The 26,349-nt window shown below is 44.4% G+C and carries 25 protein-coding genes; 16 read left to right on the top strand and 9 right to left on the bottom strand.

What is annotated here, in order from left to right:
- The first annotated feature begins 221 nt into the window (after nucleotides 1-221).
- From BLS28_RS15360 to BLS28_RS15370, 3 genes are all read left to right on the top strand, one after another.
- On the top strand, nucleotides 222-710 hold the full coding sequence (locus BLS28_RS15360; protein ID WP_091168868.1) for a hypothetical protein: 489 nt from the start codon (nucleotides 222-224) through the stop codon (nucleotides 708-710).
- Nucleotides 711-864: 154 nt separating this feature from the next.
- Complete coding sequence (locus BLS28_RS15365; protein WP_091168872.1) at nucleotides 865-1,140, top strand: hypothetical protein; 276 nt, start codon at nucleotides 865-867, stop codon at nucleotides 1,138-1,140.
- A gap of 490 nt (nucleotides 1,141-1,630) precedes the next feature.
- Nucleotides 1,631-5,257 carry an ABC transporter permease gene (locus BLS28_RS15370; RefSeq protein WP_091168875.1) on the top strand — a complete coding sequence of 1,209 codons (3,627 nt, stop codon included), beginning with the start codon at nucleotides 1,631-1,633 and terminating at the stop codon, nucleotides 5,255-5,257.
- Nucleotides 5,258-6,044: 787 nt separating this feature from the next.
- Here BLS28_RS15370 and BLS28_RS15380 read toward each other — a convergent pair.
- Together BLS28_RS15380 and BLS28_RS15385 are read right to left on the bottom strand one after the other, a co-directional pair.
- A complete protein-coding gene (locus tag BLS28_RS15380; RefSeq protein ID WP_091168882.1) occupies nucleotides 6,045-6,482 on the bottom strand; it encodes a nuclear transport factor 2 family protein in 438 nt (145 codons plus the stop codon).
- Nucleotides 6,483-6,486: 4 nt separating this feature from the next.
- The gene (locus tag BLS28_RS15385) at nucleotides 6,487-7,527 is read right to left on the bottom strand and encodes an NADP-dependent oxidoreductase (RefSeq protein ID WP_091168886.1); all 1,041 of its coding nucleotides are present in this window, start codon (nucleotides 7,525-7,527) and stop codon (nucleotides 6,487-6,489) included.
- Nucleotides 7,528-7,678: 151 nt separating this feature from the next.
- Between BLS28_RS15385 and BLS28_RS15390 the strand changes: the two genes are divergently transcribed.
- The 3 genes from BLS28_RS15390 to BLS28_RS15400 all read left to right on the top strand — a co-directional run bounded on the left by BLS28_RS15390 (nucleotide 7,679) and on the right by BLS28_RS15400 (nucleotide 9,947).
- On the top strand, nucleotides 7,679-8,086 hold the full coding sequence (locus tag BLS28_RS15390) for a winged helix-turn-helix transcriptional regulator (RefSeq protein ID WP_091168890.1): 408 nt from the start codon (nucleotides 7,679-7,681) through the stop codon (nucleotides 8,084-8,086).
- Nucleotides 8,087-8,211: 125 nt separating this feature from the next.
- Nucleotides 8,212-9,108 (top strand): helix-turn-helix domain-containing protein, encoded by an 897-nt coding sequence (locus BLS28_RS15395; RefSeq protein ID WP_091168895.1) that lies wholly within the window; start codon nucleotides 8,212-8,214, stop codon nucleotides 9,106-9,108.
- A 71-nt stretch (nucleotides 9,109-9,179) separates the two neighbouring features.
- The gene (locus BLS28_RS15400; protein ID WP_091168898.1) at nucleotides 9,180-9,947 is read left to right on the top strand and encodes an alpha/beta fold hydrolase; all 768 of its coding nucleotides are present in this window, start codon (nucleotides 9,180-9,182) and stop codon (nucleotides 9,945-9,947) included.
- A gap of 433 nt (nucleotides 9,948-10,380) precedes the next feature.
- Here the strand turns inward: BLS28_RS15400 and BLS28_RS15405 are convergent, their stop codons facing one another.
- Both BLS28_RS15405 and BLS28_RS15410 read right to left on the bottom strand, forming a co-directional pair.
- On the bottom strand, nucleotides 10,381-11,232 hold the full coding sequence (locus BLS28_RS15405; protein ID WP_091168902.1) for a dioxygenase family protein: 852 nt from the start codon (nucleotides 11,230-11,232) through the stop codon (nucleotides 10,381-10,383).
- A gap of 89 nt (nucleotides 11,233-11,321) precedes the next feature.
- Nucleotides 11,322-11,852 (bottom strand): YceI family protein, encoded by a 531-nt coding sequence (locus BLS28_RS15410; protein WP_091169087.1) that lies wholly within the window; start codon nucleotides 11,850-11,852, stop codon nucleotides 11,322-11,324.
- 120 nt (nucleotides 11,853-11,972) lie between these two features.
- Here BLS28_RS15410 and BLS28_RS15415 point away from each other — a divergent pair, with 120 nt between their 5' ends.
- From BLS28_RS15415 to BLS28_RS15440, 6 genes are all read left to right on the top strand, one after another.
- Nucleotides 11,973-12,314 (top strand): winged helix-turn-helix transcriptional regulator, encoded by a 342-nt coding sequence (locus BLS28_RS15415; protein WP_091168905.1) that lies wholly within the window; start codon nucleotides 11,973-11,975, stop codon nucleotides 12,312-12,314.
- Between the two features lie 464 nt (nucleotides 12,315-12,778).
- Nucleotides 12,779-13,762 carry a helix-turn-helix domain-containing protein gene (locus BLS28_RS15420; RefSeq protein ID WP_091168909.1) on the top strand — a complete coding sequence of 328 codons (984 nt, stop codon included), beginning with the start codon at nucleotides 12,779-12,781 and terminating at the stop codon, nucleotides 13,760-13,762.
- Between the two features lie 95 nt (nucleotides 13,763-13,857).
- A complete protein-coding gene (locus BLS28_RS15425; RefSeq protein WP_091168913.1) occupies nucleotides 13,858-14,928 on the top strand; it encodes an alkene reductase in 1,071 nt (356 codons plus the stop codon).
- A 22-nt stretch (nucleotides 14,929-14,950) separates the two neighbouring features.
- Nucleotides 14,951-15,838 carry an NmrA family NAD(P)-binding protein gene (locus BLS28_RS15430; RefSeq protein WP_091168917.1) on the top strand — a complete coding sequence of 296 codons (888 nt, stop codon included), beginning with the start codon at nucleotides 14,951-14,953 and terminating at the stop codon, nucleotides 15,836-15,838.
- Nucleotides 15,839-16,368: 530 nt separating this feature from the next.
- Entirely contained in the window at nucleotides 16,369-17,199 is an 831-nt protein-coding gene (locus BLS28_RS15435) for an SDR family oxidoreductase (protein ID WP_091168922.1), read from the top strand.
- Between the two features lie 359 nt (nucleotides 17,200-17,558).
- Entirely contained in the window at nucleotides 17,559-17,969 is a 411-nt protein-coding gene (locus BLS28_RS15440; protein WP_091168925.1) for a DUF2000 domain-containing protein, read from the top strand.
- 63 nt (nucleotides 17,970-18,032) lie between these two features.
- On the opposite strand, the gene BLS28_RS15445 is transcribed toward BLS28_RS15440, so the two are convergent.
- From BLS28_RS15445 to BLS28_RS15455, 3 genes are all read right to left on the bottom strand, one after another.
- On the bottom strand, nucleotides 18,033-18,629 hold the full coding sequence (locus BLS28_RS15445; RefSeq protein WP_091168928.1) for a short chain dehydrogenase: 597 nt from the start codon (nucleotides 18,627-18,629) through the stop codon (nucleotides 18,033-18,035).
- 549 nt (nucleotides 18,630-19,178) lie between these two features.
- On the bottom strand, nucleotides 19,179-19,517 hold the full coding sequence (locus BLS28_RS15450; RefSeq protein WP_091168932.1) for a hypothetical protein: 339 nt from the start codon (nucleotides 19,515-19,517) through the stop codon (nucleotides 19,179-19,181).
- 93 nt (nucleotides 19,518-19,610) lie between these two features.
- Nucleotides 19,611-20,543, bottom strand: a complete 933-nt coding sequence (locus tag BLS28_RS15455; RefSeq protein ID WP_091168935.1) for a helix-turn-helix domain-containing protein — start codon at nucleotides 20,541-20,543, stop codon at nucleotides 19,611-19,613.
- A gap of 303 nt (nucleotides 20,544-20,846) precedes the next feature.
- On the opposite strand from BLS28_RS15455, the gene BLS28_RS15460 reads away from it, so the two are divergent.
- Together BLS28_RS15460 and BLS28_RS15465 are read left to right on the top strand one after the other, a co-directional pair.
- Nucleotides 20,847-21,665 (top strand): SDR family oxidoreductase, encoded by an 819-nt coding sequence (locus tag BLS28_RS15460; RefSeq protein WP_091168939.1) that lies wholly within the window; start codon nucleotides 20,847-20,849, stop codon nucleotides 21,663-21,665.
- A 94-nt stretch (nucleotides 21,666-21,759) separates the two neighbouring features.
- Nucleotides 21,760-22,671 carry a helix-turn-helix domain-containing protein gene (locus BLS28_RS15465; RefSeq protein ID WP_091168943.1) on the top strand — a complete coding sequence of 304 codons (912 nt, stop codon included), beginning with the start codon at nucleotides 21,760-21,762 and terminating at the stop codon, nucleotides 22,669-22,671.
- 360 nt (nucleotides 22,672-23,031) lie between these two features.
- Here BLS28_RS15465 and BLS28_RS15470 read toward each other — a convergent pair whose 3' ends face one another.
- Complete coding sequence (locus BLS28_RS15470) at nucleotides 23,032-24,576, bottom strand: IS630 family transposase (protein WP_091168947.1); 1,545 nt, start codon at nucleotides 24,574-24,576, stop codon at nucleotides 23,032-23,034.
- Between the two features lie 141 nt (nucleotides 24,577-24,717).
- Here BLS28_RS15470 and BLS28_RS15475 point away from each other — a divergent pair, with 141 nt between their 5' ends.
- Nucleotides 24,718-25,050 (top strand): hypothetical protein, encoded by a 333-nt coding sequence (locus BLS28_RS15475; protein ID WP_143020780.1) that lies wholly within the window; start codon nucleotides 24,718-24,720, stop codon nucleotides 25,048-25,050.
- Between the two features lie 124 nt (nucleotides 25,051-25,174).
- Entirely contained in the window at nucleotides 25,175-25,852 is a 678-nt protein-coding gene (locus tag BLS28_RS15480) for an SGNH/GDSL hydrolase family protein (RefSeq protein WP_176844481.1), read from the top strand.
- A 69-nt stretch (nucleotides 25,853-25,921) separates the two neighbouring features.
- On the opposite strand, the gene BLS28_RS15485 is transcribed toward BLS28_RS15480, so the two are convergent.
- Nucleotides 25,922-26,347 (bottom strand): hypothetical protein, encoded by a 426-nt coding sequence (locus BLS28_RS15485; RefSeq protein ID WP_091168958.1) that lies wholly within the window; start codon nucleotides 26,345-26,347, stop codon nucleotides 25,922-25,924.
- Between the last annotated feature and the right edge of the window lie 2 nt (nucleotides 26,348-26,349).

The raw sequence follows: 26,349 nt of genomic DNA on the forward strand, positions 1-26,349 counted from the left end.
TTAGGTGAGAATGAAAAGATGGTCAACAGATTTAACGTTTTTTAACAACCATATCTTGCCCATCGGCGTTCACCTATGTACAGCAACGCTATACTTTGTATGTTTTTCTCATTTAATAAAACGTTTTACCAACTAATTTTGGAAAAATTTGCTGAACACATCGCTCCCGAAAGGCAGTCGCATTTCGCCTCCCTTTAATAAAATGGCTAACTTAGCGGGCGATGACCGACATTGAACGTTTTAACCTCTATTGGCTTAACCATGCCATGACTGCCCCGGTAGCGTCGGCAGAACAATATTATTACGATGCCCATACCAAAAAATTCTTTACGGAAAGGTCCGGTGTTTTATTTGATATGGTCGACCTCCCGCTGACTGCTCCGGCCTCCGAACGCCTTGTAGAACGGTTAGCAGGCATCGACGCTGAAACATCTGAAATCGTTGAAATTCCAAGATTGAATATTCGGGACAAGGTTTCCGTACAATTGTTATTTCTGTCGAAATTTCCAGGGATTATCCATGAGGAGAAGCTGAGGTTAGCCGCCGAACAACAACAGGATGCCCAGGGCTTTGTCCTGGATAAACTTGATGCCATGGACCCGGTCCTGTTTCCTTTGTCAGGCTACTGGGAAGACTTTAAGTTAAAGACGATCCAATATTACCTGGAAAAATTCACCGGCATCATCGGCATAACTTTAAAAATGTTTTAAATTAGGTGATAATCTGAAAAACTGAGTTAAACCGGAACTTTTTTAATCAATCATGAGGCTTATACTGTCCATCTTATTTTTGACGATACTCTAGATAAAAGCATCTTCTCAGGAGCTGCCATCTGATAGTCTTGCAAATATTGCGCGAAATGCGATGTCCACCTATGCTTATATTCAAATTGAAGGTAAATTACTTTCGAAAAAACTAAAAGTGGATGTTGATTTTGGGGATACTCCGGAGCAGTTAAAGGCCGGAAAGGAATATTCCGAAAAGCTGACAGGGAAAAAGTCCTATGCTGCTATTTTAAATTTTATGGTTCAAAACAAATTCGAACTCGTCCAAACGCTCGGATACACGGAGGCCTATTCGGGAACAGGCGGCACAACAGGTATTGTTTTTATCATGAAGAAAAGTACAGCGCCCCGATAGCCGTTCGTAATGCTCAACCTGCGTAAAAGTAATCCTGAGGCTATTTGTCAATGCTTTCACTTCCCCTTATGTTCAGCGAAAAGCGAGGCAGTACCGTTCTTCGTATTTCGCCCTTTGTTTTTCCCCTCACCAGCCTACTTTTTTCTTGCCTTCCAAAGCATCGCAAATTTTGCCGCTTCTATCTCGTAAGCCTTTTATAAAAGGCTACGGCATAATAAAGCATTCTGCTTTACCCTTGGGAACTTAAGCCGTTGAAGCCGTCCCTGCGCCGACCAAAAAAGGGCCACTTTCTGGTTATTTTGCTGCGCTCAATTAGAAAAGATGCATAACGCTGGTTGAACTGGTGAACACCGATGATCTATTTAAAGAGCTGAACACTTACGTAATAGTTCAATCCCAATTGAATTCAGAAGTTGCCGGAATCGAACACCAATCGTCCGTTTTCGTTACAACCTGCTTTTGCTACCTTGTCATAAATAATTAATTTTCAATGATATTCACCCATGGAATGCGTATTGTTGCAAACTTTTTATTGGAAAACTTTACAATAAAGATCGGCATTACTGAGGTAGCTTACCTGGGAGCGATCTATAGCAGCCTGGGTATGGCTGCACTTCTGGTTGTTGATAAAAGAAGCCCGAGGAAGAATGGCTGGCCATTAGCATTGGCCCTGGTCTTGATGCAATTTTCCCTTGTGCGCATCGTGGCTATAAAAGGCAGGTTCCCTGTTGATCTGCCAGACAGCCTCCTGGGTTTAGGCCCCCTGATCTACTTTCAAGTATTGAAGAAATGCCGGCCACTTGAAAAGCTTACATCAATGCACACATGGCATTTCCTTCCCTTGCTCATCACTTTAGGCATTCCGTTATGCTATCCCGCGAAAGCGACATGGCTAAGCGCGTTCTCCCCGGTTTCAGTCCTGCTTTACCTGTTAGCGGCTCATCGGGAAATAGTGGCCATGTACCATAGCCGAACCTTTATCGAGGGTGACCGTAACAGGAACGAAATGGAATGGCTTCGCCGGCCTTTAATAGTGTTAGGCGCAGTCTGGCTGCTCTTGTTAATTTTAGGGACCGGACACTATGTAATAATCAAAAATCCGGTACTATCCGCTATTGAACACTTCTTGTACCTGCTGTCAGCCATGTTGTTGATCTGGCTCGCCTTCCGGACTTTTATTCGGACACAAGGAAATTTGGATGTACCAGGAACCTCAGCTATAAAGCTTAACTTGAATGCTGATCTGAGACGTAAGGGTGGCCAATTGAAAGCAGCTTTGAAGCTGGAACACTACTACCGGGACCCGGAACTGGACCTCCGGTCGCTGGCTGAAAAAATGGATGTTCATCCTAATGAACTTTCCAGGATCATTAACGCGGTATTCAAAAAGAGTTTCAATGAGTTGATCAATGAATACCGGATCAATGACGTTATGCGAAAAATGCAGGACAGAAATTATGACCACCTGACCTTGCTCGGCATTGCTTATGAATCTGGTTTTAACTCTAAATCCACTTTCAACCGGGCATTCCGGGAAATGACAGGACAAAGTCCCGCAGAATATAAAAACGAATTAAAAAATAAGCGCCCAACTTATAACCTGGGACGAACAGGACACTTCGCTGTCCGACCTTCGGGTCATAAAACAGCCACGATTCAGGCTGAACTGGAATTAAAGCGAAAACTCATGTTGAAAAATAATTTAAAAATCGCCTGGCGTAATTTAAAGCGAAACAAGATCTACACGACGATCAACATTACCGGATTATCCGTTGGTATTGCAGCCTGCCTGCTGATATTCCTGGTCATTAAATATGAAACGAGCTTTGACGATTACCACCAAAAGCGTGACCGGATCAACCGGGTGGTCACGATCAGCAACGGGCCTGGCGGGGTGCATGCCGGCGTTGGCACACCGTTGCCGATAACCGAAGCTTTGAAACTCGATTTCCCGCAACTGGAGCAGGTGGCCAATATCATGCAAAATTCTAATTCGCACTACACCGTGGATGACCTGCAACATACCGGCGTTGCCCGAAAGTTCAGGGAGCCGCTGGCTTATTACGCCGATCCGGAATTCTTCGGCGTGTTCGATTTCAAGTGGCTGGCGGGTGATCGAAACACCGCGCTTTCGGCGCCAAATACCATTGTGCTGTCCCGCCAGGAGGCGAATAAATTTTTCGGCGATTGGCGGACTGCCATGGGCAAAACGGTGAAGTTCGAAAATGCGCGCGACCTGCAAGTCACCGGGATATTTGATGATACACCGGTCAACACTGACATCCCGATGAAATTAGCCGTTTCATGGGCGACATTAACGGTGGCTGGGGGAGAACTTTATGATAGCCAGCAAGACTGGGTCAGTACCTTTGGGGCGAAGAACTGTTATGTGGTTTTGCCACCCGGTTTAACGGCCGAACGGTTTAATCAAGACCTGCTTGCTTTTGCAAAGCGCCACTTGCCCGCAACGCCGCAAAAAGGTGAAAGCTACCAATTGCAGCCATTAAGCGATATACACTACAATACCGACACGACCGTTTACAGCGGACATCCTTTCAGCAGGCAGCTGATCAATGTGATCGGCCTGATCGGATGCTTTCTGTTGCTGATCGGCTGTGTTAATTTTATCAATCTGGCTACCGCGCAGGCGGTCAACCGTTCAAAAGAAGTGGGGGTGCGAAAGGTAATGGGCAGCAGCCGGCTGCAACTCGTTCTGCAATATATGAGTGAGACTTTGATCATTACCACCCTGGCGGTATCGTTGGCCGTCGTGATGGCGGTACTGGCTGTGCCGATGTTCAATAACTTGCTGGATACTGAATTACGCCGTTCTTTTCTAAATGATCCTGCTATCATCATGTTTTTGTTGGGCGTCATTGCCGCCGTTACGCTGGTCGCCGGGCTTTATCCGGCCTTTGTACTTTCCGGTTTCAATCCCGTCGCAGCAATGCGTAACCAGGTGACCGCCGGCAGGGCCAGCGGTATGTCGCTCCGCAGGGTATTGGTACTTGCACAATTTTGCATCGCTCAGTTTTTGGTGATCGGAACACTGGTCCTGCTGCGTCAAATGGACTATTTTCAAAACAAACCGCTGGGGTTCAATAAAGACGCAGTGATCACTGTCCCGGTTCCTGCAGACAGTTTGAGCCGATTGAAATTAAACAGCCTGAAGAATGAGCTGCTCACGCAATCCGGCATCAAAAATGTCAGCCTGAGTTTGTTCGGGCCATCTGATAAGAGCGGTTGGGCTACGGATATCAAGTACGACAACGCTGCCAAACCGGCAAATTTCGCGGTTAACTTAAAATGGGCAGACCGGGAGTATTTCAAATTATACGAAATGCAATTTGTTGCCGGCGGGCCATATCCGCAAGGCGATGTGGTAAAAGGCTACGTGGTCAATGAAGCGCTGGTTCGGCAACTCGGCATCTCCGATCCGAAACTGGTCATTGGCAAATATATTATGCTTTGGGACCGCAAGGATCTCTACGCCCCGATCACCGGCGTTGTTAAAGACTACCATATCAAATCTTTGCAAAATGCCATCCCACCGGTTTTGATGGGCGCTTCTTTGAATCAGTACGCAAAACTTAACGTCAAGATCGATCTGCAGCATGTTGATCAAACGCTTTCAACTATTGAACGGCTATGGAACAAAACTTATCCTGCTGGAGTCTATGAGTATCAGTTCCTGGACCAGACCATCGCCAATTTTTATAAAAAGGAAAATGCGCTTGCGGTGCTGTATGAGATCTTCGCATCGGTTGCCATTTTTATATCTTGCCTTGGCCTCTATGGTTTGGTTTCGTTCATGGCGGTACAACGAATCAAGGAAGTCGGCATCCGTAAAACACTGGGCGCTTCGGTGATCAATATCGTCTTTTTGTTTTATAAAGAATTCACAGTGCTCATTCTAATTGCCTTTGCCGTCGCTGCGCCGATCGGCTATTACTGCATGGAAAAATGGCTGCAGGATTATACCTACCGCATTCAGATAGGACCCGGCGTATTTGTGATAGCCATCGCCAGCTCCGTTTTTATTGCCTGGGTTACTGTCGGCTCAAAGGCGATCAAGGCGGCGTTGACCAATCCGGTAAAGAGCCTAAAGAGCGAATAATTTTTTAATGTTACCCAGATCAACAGGATTGTAAGAGGCACTATAACCGGCAACATCTAAAGTATATAATGGCCATAGTCATCCCAGCCATCTTTGCTAAATAAAAAGCACGGATATTTTTTAGAAATGTAAGATTCTATCTGTTATCCGAATCAGCAACTTACCCTGCTTTTCAGGGGCGGAGCCAAAGCATGAGGTGAAAAGATCAAAGAGAAAGGCACCAGGATAATGGTTGGGCAAGCTGATGGAATTTTAAGGAAAACTTAGGTTGATAAACAACAAAGCCCGGTCGGCGCCGGGCTTTGTCATTGGAGGCATCAAGAACCGCCTTCCACCTCTCAGTACAATCTTTCCCAGCGTCCTGTGATAAGTGTAATATTCAATTTTCTTTAGTTTTTCATTTTCAAAGACATGCTTAAAACCGCGGCAACGCTGAATTTGGATGTCAGCCTGAATGGTCCGCGCTAAGCGGACCGAAACTTTGTTCAGCACTTTTACTGATCACTGCAGGATCAGTAAAGAAAAATGAACAGGGTATTAAATTGGGGTTATTTGACACAGATAAGGTATTTCAATTTGATATAGATGGTTGGCCAATGATAGCCGCGCCTGTCCGGCACCTACCGGCTGGGCTTCGGCTACCCGCAATCGTTCAATAAGCTATTCAAGAACAAGACCAAGTTATCGCCCCTGGAATTCCGGGCGATGTTTAATTAAGCGATTGACCGGATCAATATATCTTCGCAACCTGGTATGTGAAATAGATCTGAAGGAATATCCGGTAACGTCAACTCAAAGCCCTTTTGTCCTGCCAAACAAAATCCCCCTTCCTTTCGCATAACAACCATTTGCCATTTACCCGTATATATTTATCATGGTAAATGGCCCCGATGGTCGACTTTATCTTGACTCCGTTTTCAATGCTGATCGTAGTTATCTGACTATACAACGTACCCTCGGCATCTTCGTTCTTTATAAAAACCGTATGCTGCCCGTTGAGATGGAAAGCAACCTCAAAATTCCTGTTGAATTCTTTGAACGCTTCCGCCATGGCTTGCCGCCCCTGTAATTGCATGATGATTTTTCCGTCAACGGTCATCTCCGTAATGGCATCCTCGGTAAATTGCTGAACTTGCGAAGAAAAATCCTTTTTATCTGCCAGTATAGAAATCTGATCAACCAGTGCGCTAAGCTCGAGGCGATCTGCTAATTCTTGTATATCCATGATGTTAGGCTACCGTGAGTACAATCTTTCCCTGGATATGACCTTTAGCAGCACGTTCATGTGCTTCGCGAGCTGCTGACAACGGGAATGTACTGTCTATGAGCACACTAATACTTCCGTCATTCAATAATTCAGCCAGCTTTGCGAGTTGTACCCCGCTGGAACGGACTTGTACCGATGATACGGTGATACCAAGCTTTTCTGCTTCATCATAATCCGCAAAACCCAAAGGATAAACCGGGAATAATGCACCCCCACGTTTTAACGTTTTCAAGAACCGGCCTGATGATGCCCCGCCAATGGTATCCACCACCAAATCTATATCCCGTACCACTTCGTCAGCGGGTGTTTGCGTATAGTCGATGAATTCGTCTGCACCCAGATTTCGTACAATTGTTTCATGCTGCCCGGCCGCTACTGCTATTACCTTAGCTCCGTGAAGCTTGGCTACCTGGACTGCAAAGTGACCAACACCCCCTGCCGCGCCATTGACCAATACCGTCTTGCCTTTCAACGGTACCGGAACATGCGGATGAGGTTGTAATGGGTTGGGGTGATTATGGCCAACCTCCACCAAGAATTGCCAGGCAGTCAACAGCGACATTGGCGCTCCCGCAGTATGTACATGATCAATACTGGCAGGTTTAATTGCAAGATCAGATACAGGTACGCTCACATATTGAGCATATCCCTTACTTTCCCCGATGCTGAAAAAGCGGACCATAGCATAAACCTCATCGCCTATCTTAAAGTCTTTCACGTCGTTTGCAACAGCGGCTACAACCCCTGATATATCAGTACCGAGGATCATTGGAAAATCACCTTTTGGTTGCCACTCGGGCGGCAGCGAATGATAGCCATCGCGCAGATACCAGTCGGGAGGGTTCAGGGCAGATGCGAAAACTTTTACCAACACCTCACCGGTTTTTAGCTTGGGCATTGGTGCATCCTCGTAACGAAGTACTTCCGGCCCGCCAAATTCATGTAACCTTACTGCTTTCATCAGCCTCCCGGTATGATCATTTGTATTTACTAACTCTTCCATTATTAATTTAATTTCATGTCTATTAATGACTTGTTAATGATGATACAATTGTCGGATAAATAGGTACTTTTGACAAGTATGTACTTTTAAGTATCTTATATACCAAAAAGTATGCAATGCTGAATACCAGAATTTTATACAATTGCAAGAAATGAAAAATGATCAAATGGTGACGAATGAAACCCAACTATGTGCTGTAGATTATGCATTCAAACGGATAGGTGGAAAGTATAAAGCCCGTATCTTATGGTACCTGGACATGAAAAAAGTACTTCGCTACGGAGAACTGACCCGGACGCTTCCTGACATTACTACAAAAATGCTAACGCAGACCCTGCGCGAGCTTGAGCAGGATAAATTGATCATCCGGCAGATGTACCACGAGGTTCCTCCTAAAGTGGAGTATTCGCTTAGCGAGACCGGACAGGAATTGATACCTTTCATCGCTCATTTGCATAATTGGGGGAAAAAGCAAATCGAGCTGGAGATGCATAGCAGCGGTAAACAAAATGACGAACGAACAGCAAGTGTGTGCCGCACGGTATGCAATACCGACTAATCAGGTTCGGTTTCCAGTAATCTAACTAGTCGTACAATAGCTAATTGTATAATAACTATCCCTCATTGGCTTTTCGCTTCAGGCACCGAAATGTAGCTTAAAGCAATAATGTTTAAAATTTATAAATGAAGCTGCCGATCAGAAAAGTAGTTTTTGATGAAAAAATCCCCTTTGGATTTGAAATTCTTTCGTTAGACAGTGCGGATGCCAGGTCCAAAGAGAATTTAAGAGCGCCGCACCGGGCATCCTTCTACCTGATTATTTGGTTTCAGAAGGGAACCCCAGTCCATATAGTCGATTTTAATCCGGTAGCCGTTAAACCAGGTTCTTTTTTATTCATCAGAAAAGATGCGGTTCAGTTTTTTGACCAAACGAACGACTTTACCTCGCGGATAATACTTTTTACGGAGGATTTTTATGGTTCAACAGAACAGGACCATCAGGCGCTAAACACAAGCCCGTTGTTCATCGATCTCTTGGGTAATGGGGGGCATATTAACATAGCTGCCACGCCCAGGCTAAAAGAGTTATGGACGTTACTGGAAAATGAAGTTATCGTGGAAGCAGACAGTATACAGCCTGCGCTGTTGCAAAAACTTTTAAGCAGCTTTTTGCTGCTGTCAGAAAGGGAGCGTCTAAAGCAGGGGATCCCTGTCATCTCCCGCGGTGCGCAGGCAGATCTTTTCATGGCATTTAAAAGCCTCCTGGAAATTGATTTTAAAACAGAGAAAACCGTCGGCTATTATACCGAAAAGCTCTTTGTTTCAGACAAGGTGCTGACCCATGCCCTAAATGCAATGATCGGCAAAACGCCTAAACAGGTGATTGATGAACGGGTAATCCTTGAAGCCAAAAGACTGCTGGTTCATAACCGGATAGCAGTGAAATCCATTGCACTGTCCCTGGGCTTTGAAGAACCTACCAATTTCAATAAGTTTTTCAAAAAACATTGCGGTAAGACACCTGTCGAATTCCGCCTTGGATATAGCGAACCCCCAAAAGGCGCAAAAGTATCATCATAAGTCGGTAATCTACCTTTACGCTTATTGATTAGTCACCGAATTTTGTGCCATACATCAAAAAAGGAGTGACTATGTATTATGCTGTTAATAACATCAATCTATATGTAAAGGAAGAAGGCCACGGTAAACCTGCGTTACTGTTCCTTCACTTTTGGGGAGGCTCAGCCGATACCTGGAACGGCGTAACCGGTATATTGAAGCATGATTTCAAGTGCATCAGTTATGACCACCGGGGATGGGGCAGGTCAGATAAGCCGGCGGGCGGCTACAGTATTCCGGAACTGGCACAGGATACCCTTGCACTTGTTAAAGCGCTCGATCTTCAAAATTATATCCTCATCGGGCATTCCATGGGCGGTAAGGTTGCCCAATATATTGCGGCACAAAAACCGGATGGTTTGCAAAAACTGGTTCTGGTTGCGCCGTCTCCATCTTTACCCACTATTCCGCCTGCGGAAATACTGGAAGGTATGAGAAGCGCCTATACCTCATTAGAAAACATCAACGCTACAATTGACCATGTTTTCAAGGCCGGAGATATTGGCCCCGATATCAGGGAACAACTGATCAAAGACATCCAAAGCCACAATGAATCATCGCGTTTAGGCTGGACAGACACCGCCCTGCAGGAAGACGTTTCAGCCGGGGTAGCGCAAATCGCCGTTCCAACCCTGATCATTGCCGGGGAGAATGATCTTGTTGATCCACCGCAACGCCTGGAAGCAGAAGTGAAAGCACTGATACCCCGGTCGGAAATGACAATTATTAACGGTGCAGGTCACTTAATTATGCTGCAGAAACCCGGGCAGGTGGCAGCCTTAATTAAAGACTTTATATAGGCGCTGAGTCACGTCGCCTCCAACCTTTATTGTTTGAACAGGGGCATGAACAGGCGCGTTCAAGACCTGCACTGTAAAGTTTACACCCAATATCGGGAATACAGTAAAGCCCTTCCGACTTCGCGACAGGGCTTTACCCAATCTGTTAAGCATCAATGAATTGTTTATCTCGCTGCGTTTCTTTTTTACTCACCTACCGGCAATATTGAATTGCAATTTTCTAATTGACTGTAAATGATGTTAATTGGGTCGGCGTGCTTACAAAAGCATCGAACCCTTTCATGTTACTGGTATCAAGCTGAATCGCCTTTTATAATGCAAATTTGCGTTGCGATCATAAAATGCACGTATCCAGATTAATGCTTCTTGTATCCAAATCTTTTATTTGAAAGCAGCGGCTAATTTTAGACCCACTTTGTTTATCTTATTTATCTCAATTATCACTGATAATAAAACTGCGATCACTGAAGGCAGGCAGTTTTGATGCAGTTTCATAGAAATATTTTACTTCGTCCCTGTTATCCATTAGCCCTAAACTATAAAGTGCAGGAACGAAATGATCCGGAGTCGGTGCGGCCAGTTTTCCAAGCTGATGGCTTGTTTCATAATTTATAAAAGACGCCATTTTTCTTTCGTCAATTTGTTTTTTCAGCCAGCGATCGTATTCCGCTTCCCAACCGAAAGGGGTCATATCGCCTGTTTGAAATTTCTGACGCACTAATGGCAAATTATGAATGAGCGATCCGCTTCCGATGATCAATACCCCTTTCTCCCGTAAAGATTTTAATTGCTTACCCAATTCATAATGATAAACCGGCTTGGCATAATAATCAATGCTCATTTGAAAAACAGGAATGTTCGCATCAGGAATCAGATGCATGAGCATTGGCCATGCACCATGATCCAGCCCCCAGTCGGTTGTTTCGGTAACTGATGGAACAATCTTCGTTATTTCATGTGCAATTTCCGGCGCTCCATGTGCGTGATATTTTACATCGTAATATTTTTTTGGAAATCCATAATAATCATAGATCTGTTCCTGTTCCCTGGAGATATTTACAAATGTTCCTCTTGTACACCAATGAGCGGAGACCACAACCACTGCTTTTACATCGTAACGCTGTTGCAGCGTATTGCCTAATTCAAAGAGCGAATTCCAAAAGGGGTTTTCATCCCTTGACATCGGTATATTCATTGGATTGCCATGTGAAGTAAATAAAACCGGCAGTTTTTTTCCCTGACCAGGCAATCCGTCAGTATATTTTTCAAATTCCCGTAGATCCATCGCATTTAGAGATAAGGGAGCTAAGGCTAATAATTTGAATAAACCTTAGCACTCCATAATTATTGGTTTGATAATAAAATGGAAAGATCTTATTGTTTCACAAATTGAACGTTCGCAATCAATTTCACCTCGTTGCTCACCACGGCACTTGTCGCTTCGCTAAGCAGGCCAAAACTGACATCGAAATCTTTCCTGTTGATCTTTCCGGTTAACGAAAATCCCATCCGGGTGTTACCCCTTTGATCCTGGTTAATACCACCGAATTCGGCATTAAGTGTGATTTTCTTGCTTACACCCCGTAAAGTGAAAGTCCCGTGCACTTTATAATTCTCGTCATCTGCCTGCTCTACGCTTTCAGTGACAAACGTTAGTTTGGGATGGTTAGCTGCATCAAAAAAATCAGCACTATTCAAATGCCCGTCACGTTGTTCATTGAAAGTTGTTATGGAATTTATGTCTGCTGAAAAACTTCCTTTTGCTGTTGCAAAATTATCGTCCTCTGTTTCCAATGTAGCCTCAAACTTTTTAATATTTCCGGTTACAGTTGAGATCATCAGGTGTTTTACTTTGAATTGAATTTCCGAATGCATCGGGTCAATTATCCATTTTGTTGTTGCCATTTTGTTTATCGATTTAAGAATCATTTAGGGTACAAAATTACCTATCTTTGCTAACTAATATATAGTAGTTACCTAAAGGGAAGTAGTTACCGTTGGGTAAGTACCAAATAAATTGACATTATGAGCCAAAAGGAAAAAGTTTGCCAGCAAAAACTGATTGTCACGAGAGATGCACTGGAGGTGATCCAGGGTAAGTGGCGGATTCCCATTGTTCTTGCCCTGACTTTTGGCGATAAAAGGTTCGGTGAAATACAAAGGGACATTGTGGATATATCGCCTAAAATGCTGTCACAGGAGTTAAAGTCACTGGAGACCAACAAAATTATCACCAGAACACTTTATGACAGCATGCCGGTTACTGTTGAGTATTCTTTAACCCCGCTGGGGCATTCCATGAAGAAGCTGTTGGATGAGTTGTTAAACTGGGGCGTCACATTCCGTAAAGAAGTTGTGGGGAGGTAGAAATATTGCCGGGGATTTTAAAAAAAGTGAGTCCCGGCACTGATTTTTCAGCAACCGGAACTCGCTTTTTAGTTATTGTTACTGCAATTGTCAGCTGCCTGGTATTTACCAGATATTCGTATGGGCAATTAGGCTTTAGAATATGATCACTCTGCTAAATTAACGTTAATCAGCTGGTAACAGACTTCTTCATTAGTGTCTTTAATTAAAGATCGTTGCGCAATGCCCGTATTATTGGCAGTCGATCAGGTGAAACTCTAAAAAAATGGCATAGTACCCGCGCAAAACTGAGTTCTTTTCTGCAGCATCAATATCTTTGTCTACGCCTAACAGCGCCGAGATTATTCCATCTACTAAGAATGAAACGGCTAGGCATGATCCATAAATCGCATCAGTAAGTCGGTTACCAACTCGTAAAAATTGCCGGAAATAATTTAATTTAGGCATCACAAGCTACTTGTTACATGTTGTTTACTTTTTCTGCCGGCCCTGATTTCGATTTTATGACGCATTTCGCCCGGCATATCGGAGAAAAGGTGGAAAATGGTCTGCTGAATATTCCAGATAGCCTCGGGCAGGGATATATACGCAAAATATCCTTCGGGCCGGACTTCAAGATTACCTTGCATAGTTATACATTAAAAGAAGAACTGGTTATCAAACGTAAAAATGGCGGAACAGGACATGACCTGCTGACCGTCTTTTTTTACAATAATGAACAAGTACTTGAGATCGCTTTCGACGATAAGCCTCAGGTGCGTTTTTCGCAACGTGATGATTCTGCTATTCAGGTGACTTCCAATGACCTTAGTTCCACCATCCGTTTTCCCGCGCACCATGTTGTTCATTATGTGGTGGTTGCTATCAAGCCGCCTTATTTGAAATCATTGCTTGCCTTGCAGCAGCCTAAAGCCATTTTTGATACTATCACAGGCCAGGGCAATTCCTTCCTTTTTTTTGAAAGCATGACTGGTGAGACTAAACAAATACTCAAAAACATTGCAGCCGTTAACGTGAATGAACCTTTGGGCCATTTCTCCATGCACATCAAAGTACAGGAATTACTGTATCTGCTTTTCCACCAGTTGTCGGCACGTGAAAGTAACACTCACCTCAGTATTAACAGCGTCGATGCCGAACGGCTGTTACATATCCGTAATGAAGTGATCAGTGATCTGAGCGTACCGCCTATCTTGAGCGAACTTTCGCAAATCGCGATGATGAGCGAAACTAAACTCAAGCAATTGTTCAAGCAAACCTTCGGCAGCACTATCTACAATTACTTTCAGCAGGCGCGGATGGAAGAAGCCGCTTTCCTGTTAAAACAGGGAACACATTCGGTTGCCGAGGTGGGCTATGAACTTGGATTTACCAATCTCAGTCACTTTAGCCGGCTGTTTGAAAAGTACTATGGCCTCAACCCCAAAAAATACTCTTACCTGTCTTAGCTCCGTCGCATCGGACTATTTTAATGTCATATCGCGCTATTTTACGCTACTAAATCGGGGCAATTTTGTGATGTCAATCAAAACAGACATTCAAAATGAAAAAGATATTTGAACCATTTAGTAAAGGCACATTACAATTAAAAAACCACGTAGTGATGGCTCCTATGACCCGTAGCCGGGCCATAAACAATATCCCCAATAATCTGATGGCAACTTATTACGGGCAACGCTCCGGTGCTGGGTTGATCATTACCGAAGGTACCGCACCAACACCGGAAGCTTTAGGATACCCGCGAATCCCCGGCATTTTTTCTGTAGCCCAAATTCAAGCCTGGCAAGCAGTGACCAAAGCTGTACACGATGGCGGATCAAAAATATTCCTGCAACTGATGCATACGGGCCGCATCGCTCATTCTGCAAATTTGCCAGAAGGATATCAGCCGGTAGGCCTATCAGACATCCCTGCAGCCGGTGAGATTTTTACTGACAGCCTGGGCATGCAGCCACATTCTGTACCTGTTGCTTTGAACCAACAAGGCATCAAGCGGGTGATCGAAGGTTTTGTAAAAGCTGCCAAAAACGCCATTACAGCTGGCTTTGACGGCGTGGAACTGCATGGTGCCAACGGCTATTTATTGGAACAATCCCTGAATCCACAGGTCAATAACCGAAATGATGATTACGGAGGATCTATTATTAACCGCAGCCGGTTAACGCTGGAAGTGGCTCAAAAGATTGCCGACGCTATTGGCAGCGAGAAAGTTGGTCTGCGCATCTCGCCCTATTCAACCCTAAGTGATATGCCGGTTTATGACGAAAGTGAGGTTCATGACACCTACGTTTACCTGGCCAAAGAGCTAAACCGCATCGATATAGCTTACCTGCATATCTCGGACAATCCTACAATCCCGATTAAAACTCATGAGGAAATACGGAAGGCATTCAATAACACGCTGATCTATTGCAATGGATTAACGGCAGACACTGCAGAGGAAAAATTACAGAACGGCTCGGCTGATTTAATAGCTTTTGGTCGCAGTTTTTTGGCTAACCCGGATTTTATCGAAAGGGTTGCGCAAAACGCAACCCTGAATGAAGTTGATTATGCGACACTTTACACTCCCGGTGAACAAGGCTACACCGATTATCAAACTTTGAAATCGTAAACACTCAAAACATAAAACCATTATGAAAATAACTACTACGGGCTCATTAGGAAATGTAGCCAAACCACTTGTACAAAAATTAATAGCGGCTGGTCATCAAATAACCGTCATCACCACCAAAACAGACCGCAAAGCAGAAATCGAAGCCTTAGGCGCGAAAGCTGCCGTCGGCTCAATCAGCGATCAAGGTTTTCTGACCGCGGCATTTAAAGATGCAGATGCTGTTTACACCATGCTGCCACCAGCCATGGGGCCGGGCAATATGATCCAAAACATTGCAGATGCAGGACAAGCCTACGTAGAAGCTATTGAAGCAGCCGGTGTAAAACGCGTGGTGATGCTCAGCAGCGTCGGTGCCGATGCAAATGAAGGCACCGGACCCGTGCAAGGCGTACATCGCGTCGAACAGATATTTCAGCACTTAACTGATGTGAACATTACTGTCCTTCGCTCCGGCTTTTTTTTCGTCAACTTTTTCAGGGATATCCCGTTAATCAAAAGCAGGGGTTTATTTGGCAACAATTACAGCGGCGATGAAAAACTGGCCTTTACCCATCATGAAGATCTTTCCTCGGCTATTGCTAAAGCATTACAACAAAAAGGCAACGGCTTTGAAGTTAAATACCTCATTAGCGATATCTCCACCGGCAACCAGATTTCAGCACTTTTTGGGCAGGCCATAGGTAAACCGGAATTAAGCTGGACAGAAATTCCTGACGAACAACTCAGGCAAGGGATGCTTTCGGGTGGACTGCCAGTGGAATTAGTTGGTCTGATCGTCGAAATGGGACAAGCCGTAAGGGCCGGGAAGATTACCAAAGATTTGTTTGCCACCGGCGCTCCAGTGACCGGCCAACATAAACTCTCCCAATTTGCTAGCGAATTCAAAACCAAATATGAGCAAGCTTAAAACCCTTTCAACAAGCAATATTTATCGGTTAAATCTGACAATTAGTAAAGAGAAACCATTATCACAATAAAAAAGAAGTATCTAACCGGCTGAGCATTGAGCCGGTTTCCATTATTAATTTTAAATAACGTTTAAATTTTTTATTAAATCTACATTACCGCCATCCAGACACGTCTAACGCAGAAATGATTTGCGGTAAATGGACGGCATAACCCCGCTGATCTTTTTAAATATTTTGATAAAATGACTGTGAATTAAATTATTCAATTGCATTTGAGTGTTTGGACTCCATCACTGGCATTGCACCTGCTCGTGCTCCGCATTTCCCATAGCAGATTGCCTGGAGACAATGCGCTTTCCTGTCCCCTGCTACCACTTTTGATTTGAATTTACCATAACGTTCGTGTTTGACTTTTTTACATAAAAGTTAAAACGTCCCTAAATAATATTTGTTAACCTCCTGTACTAAACACCCACAGTTGCGACCGGTATTTAAATCAACTTTTTAAACACATTAATAATGATCAATTATGAAAAATAAAACATGGTTCATAACAGGCTCATCACGCGGGTTTGGGAATGAATGGGCGACTGCCGCACTGCAACGCGGGGACAACGTTGCAGCCACCGCCCGCAATGTGGATGACTTAGCCGATCTGAAAAGCCGGTTTGGGCATCAGGTACTGCCGTTACAATTAGATGTCACTGACCGCGCTGCTTGTTTCGAGGCTGTTGAACAGGCAAGGGCTCATTTTGGGAGACTGGATATTGTTGTCAATAATGCGGGGTACGGCCTCTTCGGTATGGTGGAGGAAATCAGTGAGAAAGAAGCCCGTGATCAGATGGAAACAAACTTCTTCGGGGCATTGTGGGTAACCCAGGCCGCGCTTCCGATTATGCGCGAGCAACAAAGCGGCCGGATCCTGCAGGTATCCAGTATCGGCGGGATTATCGCCAATATCAGTTTGGGCTTATACCATGCCTCTAAATGGGCGCTGGAAGCTTTTTCTGAATCTTTAAGCAAAGAAGTAGCCGGAATGGGGGTTTTCGTTACCCTGATTGAACCGGGCGGTTATGGTACGGATTGGAGTGGGAGTTCTGCTATACATGCGTCAGCCAATCCCGCTTATGATGCCCTAAGAGCCGAACGCGCCAAACTTCGCGGAACCTTTAAACCGGGCGATCCCGTCGCGACAAGGGAAGCCATACTGCAAATAGCAGATGCGGACGAACCACCTTTAAGAATTTTCTTAGGCGAACAACCCCTCGGTTGGGCTAAAGACGCGTATCAAAAACGCCTGGAAACATGGGAAAAATGGCAGGATGTTTCTGAAAAGGCGCAGGGTAATAACAATGCCTGAACACCGCTTATTTAGCGCCTTACAGCTGTCAGCAGTATAGCATTACCGGCATTTCATTCCGGTGATGCTTTGCAACTTTTGATAACCCGGCCGGGTTAGTTATTCGAATGCGCACCGGAGTTGCTGTTCACTTGACCAGGCGCCGGCTGGCTCCCTGGGAGACACGCGCTGGACAAAGCCCGGGAACTGGGTGGGAAAAAAGTATATCTGGAAAGTCATACGATATGAAAACCGGCGATCCCCTTGTACTACAAATTGGGATTTCGTAAATCGTGCCCCCCCCTTTTTTAGGTGTAATATCCAAATGGCCGTTGATATCAGTCAGGGCCTGAATCATTAAACGATTAATTACTTAGCTCATGTATGAAAATAAAATAGCTGTTGTCATCCTGAAAGACCTTGATGACTGGCAGAAATTAAATGTTACGGCTTTTTTGGCGAGTTCCGTAGCGATCGCTTTTCCTGAAACGCACGGCGCGGCATTGGTCAGCGCAACCGGTACGGCGTATCTGCCCTTTTTAAAACATCCGATACTGGTTTACGCGGCTCAATCCGGGGAACAGATCAGGCGGGCTTTCAACCGGGCATCAGAAAGGCAGTTGCACCTCGGTATTTACACCAGTGGCCTGTTTGCAACAAAAAACGAACAAGGGAACCTCACGGAAATCGCCGGGCATGCGGACGCTGATTTGGACCTCGTAGGTATCGTCATTTACGGTGAAAATAAAAAGGTTGATAAAGCGGTCGACAAACTGAAGTTTCACTCCTGAAAAAAACCGGCCTTTTCATTTAAAAAGGCCGGTTTCTTAACCTTTGCATATATTATGCGAAATCTATAATACCTTGTAGGTTTGACCGGTTTGCGCCCCAAGTACACTTTTTACATAGGCTTGAGCTACCCTGTTCATGGAGACCGGTATATGGCCGGGGAAGTACGGGAAATAATCAGGTGATTCTTCAACTACATCCGGGCTGACGGCATTAATGCGAACACCGTTTTCCAGTTCTATGGCTGCTGCTTTGACAAAAGCATCAAGTGCGCCATTGATCGCGCTTACCGAAGCCCCGAATACGACCGGATCTTCACCTAAACTGCCCGATGTCAGTGTGAACGAACCTTTCGGGTTAATGTAGTGCTGGCCTATCAAAACCAGGTTGATCTGTCCCATTAACTTACTGTTCAATCCAGCCCTGAAATTGGCATCGCTCATCTCCCTGAGCGGGCCGAAATGTGCATCTCCTGTTGTACTGATCAATGCGTCAAAGCTGCCCACCTTTTCGAATAAATTTTTGATCGAGCCGTTATCACTGATATTTACCTGTAAATCGCCGCTTTTAGAACCTGCTTTTATGATCTCATTGCCGGGTTCCAGCGCTTTTACAACGTGTTTTCCAATGGTGCCGGTAGCACCGATGATGATTATTTTCATTGTTTATATGTTTAATTTTTTGTTAAAGTTATTCCTAAATACCCGCTTAGCCGGAAGGGGGAATTGCTGGGCTGGGTCATAAGCCGGATTTCTGAACAGCGCCGTGAGCAGATCCTGAGAGAATTCTTATACACCACAAAGCTTTTAAGTTTGTCCATTTGCATGCCGCCCCAACTTACAACCCCGCTGTCTTATGGTTCCTGGCGATCATCCCATCTACCTTATAGGAATTGTACATCCGCCCGAAGAACAGTAATAACACCAGGAACGCGGTGTGTAACTACTGCGAAGGGATCGCTTCCCATTGATGTATACTTGTAGGTCCAAGGATCAGGGAAATCATGATGATATATACGCCTGTCTCGTAAATAAGCCTGTGAGCACCAATAGTCCTGTAGTCAGTTCAAGGTCGGGAAGCACATAGCTGAATATATGTACCAAACAGGACTTGGCGAATTGTTCGACCATCCACTTACTGAAATTATCCGGGACCAGCATGCTGACAGGTATGCTTGCTTTGCTTCTTTTGTCATGATTTTTTATATTAAATTAACCCTTACCGGCGTTGAGGGCGATAACCTTTCCGCCCGAAATAGTAAATATCATTTTCGCCTTCAGCTCACCGGCTGTTGAAGAGTGTATGGATGCCAAAATGGTGTGCCCGTCGGCCGATTCTTCAAGCACGGCGATGGATACTTCGCTGTCACCAAAAAAGAAGGCATCGGCCCATTGAAGGATATTTTCAGGCTGACCGTTGTGTATGAAGGTGGCATCCGTACTCACTAATTTTGCGAAGTTATCCCGCTCTCTGTTATGCAGGGCGATCAGTGCAGCGCTTACCACCCGATCGCTAAGTTTTTCCAGCTTCTTTTGATTTAATGTTTTCATGATCCTTTGTTTTATTGTCGATGATCGACAGCACAAAGGTCAGGTTTGCCGGACGGCCGGCGTTGCGCGGTTCTAAGGAGGTGTTGTAAAAATCTAAGACCCAACGGCCGTTTTATCCATCCGGTAGGCAGCAGGGGAAAGTTTGGCGTGTTTTTTAAAAAAATTGCTAAAGTGCGCGGTTTCGCTGAATCCCAGCCGGTAGGCTATTTCTTTTACGCTAAGGTTTGTATTCTGTAACAGGGATTTTGATTCTGAAACCGTCTTATCAGCGATCCAGGCACTGATAGACCTGCCGGTTTTGGATTTGATAACGGTGCTGAGGTAATTAGGGTGCAGATACTGTGCGTCCGCATAATCCTGAACGCGAAATACCTGGCTTGCCCTGCCCTCACCCAGCTGGCGGTAATGATGTTCCAACTGACGTTTAAAGTTTTTTACGATCAGCGAACTCCTGTTCCCCTCATAGATCGGGTTATAATCCAGCCAGAAATATTCTTTTAGCTTAAGCAGCAGGGCCACGAAAAGGGCGGCGATGATACGCATACGAAAAAGCGAGCGCTGTGTGTACTCGTCATAAATCTGTTCATAGATGCGCTCGATACCCAGGAAGGCATCAGAAGGAAGTACCCTGCCCGGAAATGTTTCCGACAATAAAAAAGGGAACTCTTCAAAAACGTCGGCATTTACGTTTTCCTTGAGGAATGATTCTCCAAGCGTGATCAGGTAAACTTCATCTGTATTTTCCCAAACGTAGGAACGCAGGTGGCCGGGATTGGTAAAATATACGGTACCCGGTTCCAGCGGGAAAGTATGTTCGTCAATGGTATACCTGCCCTTACCCTGCTTCACGAAAAGGAACACGAAAAAATTCAAACGATGTACGGGCGAAACAAATGGCAACCTGTCGCCAAAAGCGTCGGCCAGCCTGAAAATCGTAAAATCTGCATCGGCGTCCATGAGATCTGTTGAGAGTCCCATTTCCCGGTACTGATCACGCAACGTCTCAAATGCTTTGATCTCACTCATTTTTACATCTTACTTTGATTCGTTAAATATACGGCTCTTCAACGAATACAGTGGCAGGCGCACGGCCACAGCAGGTATCTCTTGAATTACGCCAGCGAAGTTTGTCGCCTGGAAAATAAATCCGTGACAGGATTTTTAGTGATGTCGATATCAGCTTCCCCAATAAACAACAAGCTAAAGGCGATCAACCCCAGCGAGTTTAGCAGCTAAATCCGCAAAAAGTATACAACTATCCCTGATTCGTATTATCTGCTGCCCCGTTTTCAGGATGACCTTTACATCATCATTTAAAACGCAGAAAACATGAACAATACAATTTTAATTACCGGTGCCAGCAGCGGCATCGGTAAAGCAACCGCAAAACTATTCCAGGAGAAAGGATGGAACGTTATCGCTACCATGCGTAATCCTGAAGGCGAAACAGAGCTTGCCGGTCTCAACAACATCTTACTGGCTAAGCTGGACGTGCTTGACCCCGATGCTATCGAAAAAGCGATTGAAGCCGGGATTGACAGGTTCGGAAAGATTGACGTAGTCCTTAACAACGCCGGCTACGGCGCCTTCGGCCCGCTGGAAGCTTTCACCCGTGACAATATCATCCGGCAGTTCAATACCAATGTGATTGGACTACTCGATGTTACAAGGGCTGTCCTGCCGCATTTCCGCAGCCATAAAGGCGGCACAATTATCAATATATCCTCCATTGGCGGCAAGATGTCCTTCCCTTTGGGCGCCTTATACCATGGAACCAAGTTTGCCGTAGAAGGTATCTCGGAAGCGCTGAGCTATGAGCTGGAGCAGTTCGGCGCCAAAATAAAAATCGTTGAACCAGGTGCCATCGCCACCGACTTCGCCGGCCGCTCGCTTGACTTCAGTAACGATGAATCCCTGACCGAATACCAGTGGCTGGTCGGCAAAATCAACGAAGGCATGCCTGCCTTTTTTGAAAATGCTTCTCCGGCCAGCCTGGTTGCTGAGGTCATCTATCAGGCTGCCACAGACGGTACCATCAAATTACGCTATACTGCGGGTGACGACGCCAAAGCGATCATAGACCAGCGTCAGCAGAGCGATGACGATACGTTTATCCATGAGATTAAAAAACAGTTTAAGCTGGTTTAATTATGCTGATGGTACAGGGCCGCTGATAATCCGGTCCTGTACCTTTTGTCGTTAAATCATTTAACTTTATACAATAAATTGTTAACAGCTAATTATGAGTGTATTTCTTCATATGCCGGCCATTGCTGATCTCTTTAGGTTTTTCAGCCTGGAACAGCCGCTGAAGCACCCGCTGGTTGCGGTAGTAGATTTCAGCCAGGTCGATGAACAGGTGGAAGATAACACCCAGATATCGGCTGATTTTTATTGTCTGCTGTTTAAGAACTATAACCGGAATAACGTGAGATATGGCCGCAAGGTAGTAGACTTCAACAATGGCAGCCTTATCTGTATGGCGCCGAACCAGGTTATCGAAATGGAAAAAGAGGGCGATGAAACGGTCGTACTGGAAGGCCGGGGCCTCTTCTTTCATCCTGACCTGATCCGCGGAACCTCACTCTATGATAAAATGAAGGATTACAGCTTTTTCTCCTACGAGGTGTCGGAAGCGCTTCATATGTCGGAGAAGGAAAAGCAGATATTTACCGATTGTGTGCTTCAGATCGAAGCCGAACTGGATGAAAATATTGACGTCCATAGCCAGGCGATCATCGTCTCCAAAATCGAATTATTACTGAACTACTGCTCACGCTTCTACGGACGGCAGTTTATTACCCGGAAAACGGCTAACAGTTCGGTAGTCATGCAGGTTGAAAAGCTGCTGAGGGATTTTTTCAACCATGGCGGGCTTGAAGAGCAGGGCTTGCCCACGGTGAAGAGTATCGCAGACAAAGTGTTTTTATCACCCGGCTATCTGAGTGATCTGCTCAAGAAAGAAACCGGTAAAAATACCCAAGATCATATTCATTTCTATCTGATCGAAGAAGCCAAGAACCTGCTCATTAGTACAGATAAGTCCGTCGGTGAAATAGCCTACGCTCTGGGATTTGAATATCCTCAGTACTTCAACAAGCTGTTTAAGCAAAAAACCGGCAAAACTCCGGTGGCGTTCCGAAACCTGAACTAAACACCCGCTCCGCTCATCGACGCGCCCAATGGCATCTGCCTGTGTGTGGATATTCGGGAGCCATTGATCAACACGTTCCGGAAAAGAGTTCAGGGTGTTCCGTCAATGAATATTGGCCTCCTGTCCTTTTTTTTGCTTAACAATTTTGCCCCGGTGTATTTGAGGTTATTGATCAATTCTTTCACTTTCTCCTCAGCATAGGCGAAAAACGTAATAAGATTTTTAAATGTACCACTGATGTCAATAGCTGGCACCGGCGCTTTAAATTGGACTAAGGCACTGCCAGTAGTGTTTATCGCCGGTCAGTTAAATCGGAGGAGGTAGCGCAGCTGCGTTAAAATTACAATTTTCACAGGCTTATTACTTTTGATCAGCACCGCGCATCGCTCTTCTGTCCCGGCACTTCTGCGTCTCACAAAACCTCGGCGCAACGGGCTCTTTACCCCATATTTTATTACCCGCACGTTTCGGGTGGTTTTTAAAATATTCATTTCGTTCCATAAAATGCCTGTCAATGGCGGCCTTGCAATCTTCAAGGCCCTCATAGTTGCTGTTGTGTATAACAGCCCTTGCGAGGCCGCCAAAAACAGATTCGATCACGTTCAGGAACTGGGCACTGGAGGGTAAGGGCATCGGCACTACCAGCGGACGACTTTCGTTATTATGTTCTTTGATAAAGGCGAGCAGGATATTTGACCGGTGCCAACTTACGTTATCCCAACAAAGAAAAATACGTCTTTGATCCGAATATTTAGATATCAGCACCTCGACGAGCTTCATGGTTTCGAAGGTATTTTTCCTGGTGGAATAAAAATGGGTTACCTGATTAGTAGATAACTCGAGTGCGGCGGTACATATCACCACGCCCTTGTGTTTCTGCTTATCCGGTATTTGATAGTCTTCGTTCTTTTTCTTTAGCATTCGTCCACCTTTGATTTTAACGCCAACAGGGCCATATTCATCGATAGAGAAGAATTTTTCATCTTTCTTCAAACGCCTCAGGACGTTTTGCAATCTGTTGATTTTTTCGCGGAACTTAGGGTCTTGACTAGTGAGCATGTCCCGCGACTTTTTAAAACGGTACCCGTTTTGTTTGAGCGTATAAGATATTTGACCCCAGGAGATTTTCTCAGCGTATGCCTTTTCGTAAGTCTCTGCCAAAGCAGTTATAGTCCAGCTGGTACGGTTCAACCCGTGCATTTTCGGAGATTCATGAAGCAATTTGATGACTTTGCCGGCACGCAACTTCATCCGCTTGATTACGGTAGGGAAGATTTTGTGCTTAGACAACGCAAATGCACTTAAGCCCTTCTCTTCGTAGGTACTGATCCAGCTTTTTATCGTTTGAAATGTTGCCTCTGTTTTATCAGTGATATCCTTGTAACAGGAAGTTTCCAGCGCCATGAGAAGCGTAGTAGCGATTTGCCAATTCCTTCGAATTGCCGAATGCTTCCATTTTTTCAAAACCTTCAGGTCTTTCTCCGGTAAGGATTGAATTATCTTAGGTTTTCCCGGCACATCGTTTTCTTTAATCCATATGTAAAATAATTCAGTGAACGGTAAATAGGCATAGCCTTCAGGGTATAACTTTCGGTATTTCCGCCAAACGGGTTTCGCTTTCACTCCAGGTACCTCGTCCGCTAATAGACGTGGTAAAACTCTGAGGAATTGGACATACAATGGAGTCATTCTATGCTGCTTAGGTTCTTCAGGCATAAAAAACTTCATATTGTTTAGTTTTTCCGGGTAAGCTGCTTTGATACGCTTAAACTCAGTCATGTATCTCCAGGAAGTAACCGTCGAAATGCCCAGTTTTTTTGCGATCCGGTAGCCTGTTTCATCGCCTCGTATGAACTGCCTCCGCATAATGTCAATTTGCTTTTGAGGAATCTGGTGCCGTCTCATGGCCGTTAGCCGTTGATTATATTAATTTGAACCAAACGGCTAAACAATTATGTGACTGGCGAAACGATGTCTATCCTAAAAAAAAGCGTTCAATTTTGGAAGGGTAGAAATATACAACGAAGCGAGGCAAGTTATAAATCGATGACAGAAGGTTTAGCAGAAGCTGATGCCCGGCTAAAACAAATGAATGTCGCTAACTGGAGGCATAACCTTATCGGGCTTTACTTCGATGTCACTTTATCCTATGATGAACTGATTGCCGCCAATAATAAATCTCATGAGTTGTATTTGAAGATATTGGATATCGGGAGTAAATTACGGGCCGCAGATAGCGAAGAAGACAGCGATAGGTATCTTGGTCAATACAGCGTAGGCATATTTGATTTGTGCAATCAGTATGATAAAATATACGATATCCTGGCAAGCGATATGCACAAAGTTAAAACAGCGTTGCATCAAAGCTTTCAGGTATAAGTACAGGAGGTAACTTTCAAATGCCCGCGTTAACGGTGACAGCGTCGAACGTCTTACATATAATAGCGATTAGATGCATGAAAATGTAATAAGTTATATCTTCGTTTATAATAATATACCATTAATGTTTAATAATAGATTCAAACGAGGTCTGCTAACAGTTTCTTTATCACTCAATATCATATTTGTACTGTTTTTTATCGGCAAGCGGTTTTATTACAGTCATCAATCGCTTTTTCATCACGTTATAACCAAAGATGAACGTTGGGCTGATTTTCTGAAGTCAAAAGCGGGTACAGGAGAAATAATATTTTTAGGCACGAGCATCACGGAAGGCTTTAATGTTCAATATGAGTTCGGTAATCCACTTGTTAAAAACATGGGCTTTGCCGGGAGTATATCTGAAAACGGCATCCAGGCGATAAACAAACTGATATACCGTAAACCTAAAAAGCTATTTATTGAGTTTGGTGTAAATGACTTTAAATACGGTATAAGCATGGATACGGTAAAAGCCCACCTGGTTTCAATGCTATATCTGATAAAGGACAAGTCTCCCAATACGGTTGTTTATGTACAGTCTGTTTTGCCAACCAATATTGACAGTTTGAATAATAAGATCGTCAGGTACAATAAAGAAACGAAAAATATCTGTTTAATGAGAGATGTAACTTTTATCGACCTTTATTCCGAATTTTTAAGAGGTAACAAGATAGATGCTGATTTAACAATTGACGGCACTCATTTATCAGACGCTGGGTATTTCAACTGGCGGCGGCTTATAAATAAATATGTTAATTAGTTAATTATCAATCTAAAATCTTATAGTTATCTCCATTTACCGGCGAGGCAACCAAATGCTTTTAATAAATCATGGTTTAGAAATCTTATCAATAATGAATAAAGGTTGGGTGCCACTGAAATAGCCTTCGAAAATAATACATCTGAATTTGAGTATTGTTTTCTCGTCCGGTTTCATTAGTGAAATGCCGTTCTTTCCAAGACTTTTCAGGTATGCCGCGACCAAATATTCTTTACCGCAATTGACCGGTTGAATAACAATACCAGTATTATAGTCTTTAATGTCCGTGTTTGTCTTCTTTGCGACCTTCATCAAATCCCCGTAGATATTAACCTTACTCAGCTCGGTCAACTTACCTAAAACAGTAACGGTATCGGAGCCATTTTTATATTGCGGGTTTTTTAGGAAATCGCACCCTTCTTTAAATTCTCTTTGCTGCCCAAATGAATTTATTGAACAAAAAGCACATACGATTATCAAAATTATCTTTTTCATAC

It is taken from the genome of Mucilaginibacter gossypii (assembly GCF_900100945.1).
Classification (GTDB): Bacteria; Bacteroidota; Bacteroidia; order Sphingobacteriales; family Sphingobacteriaceae; genus Mucilaginibacter; species Mucilaginibacter gossypii.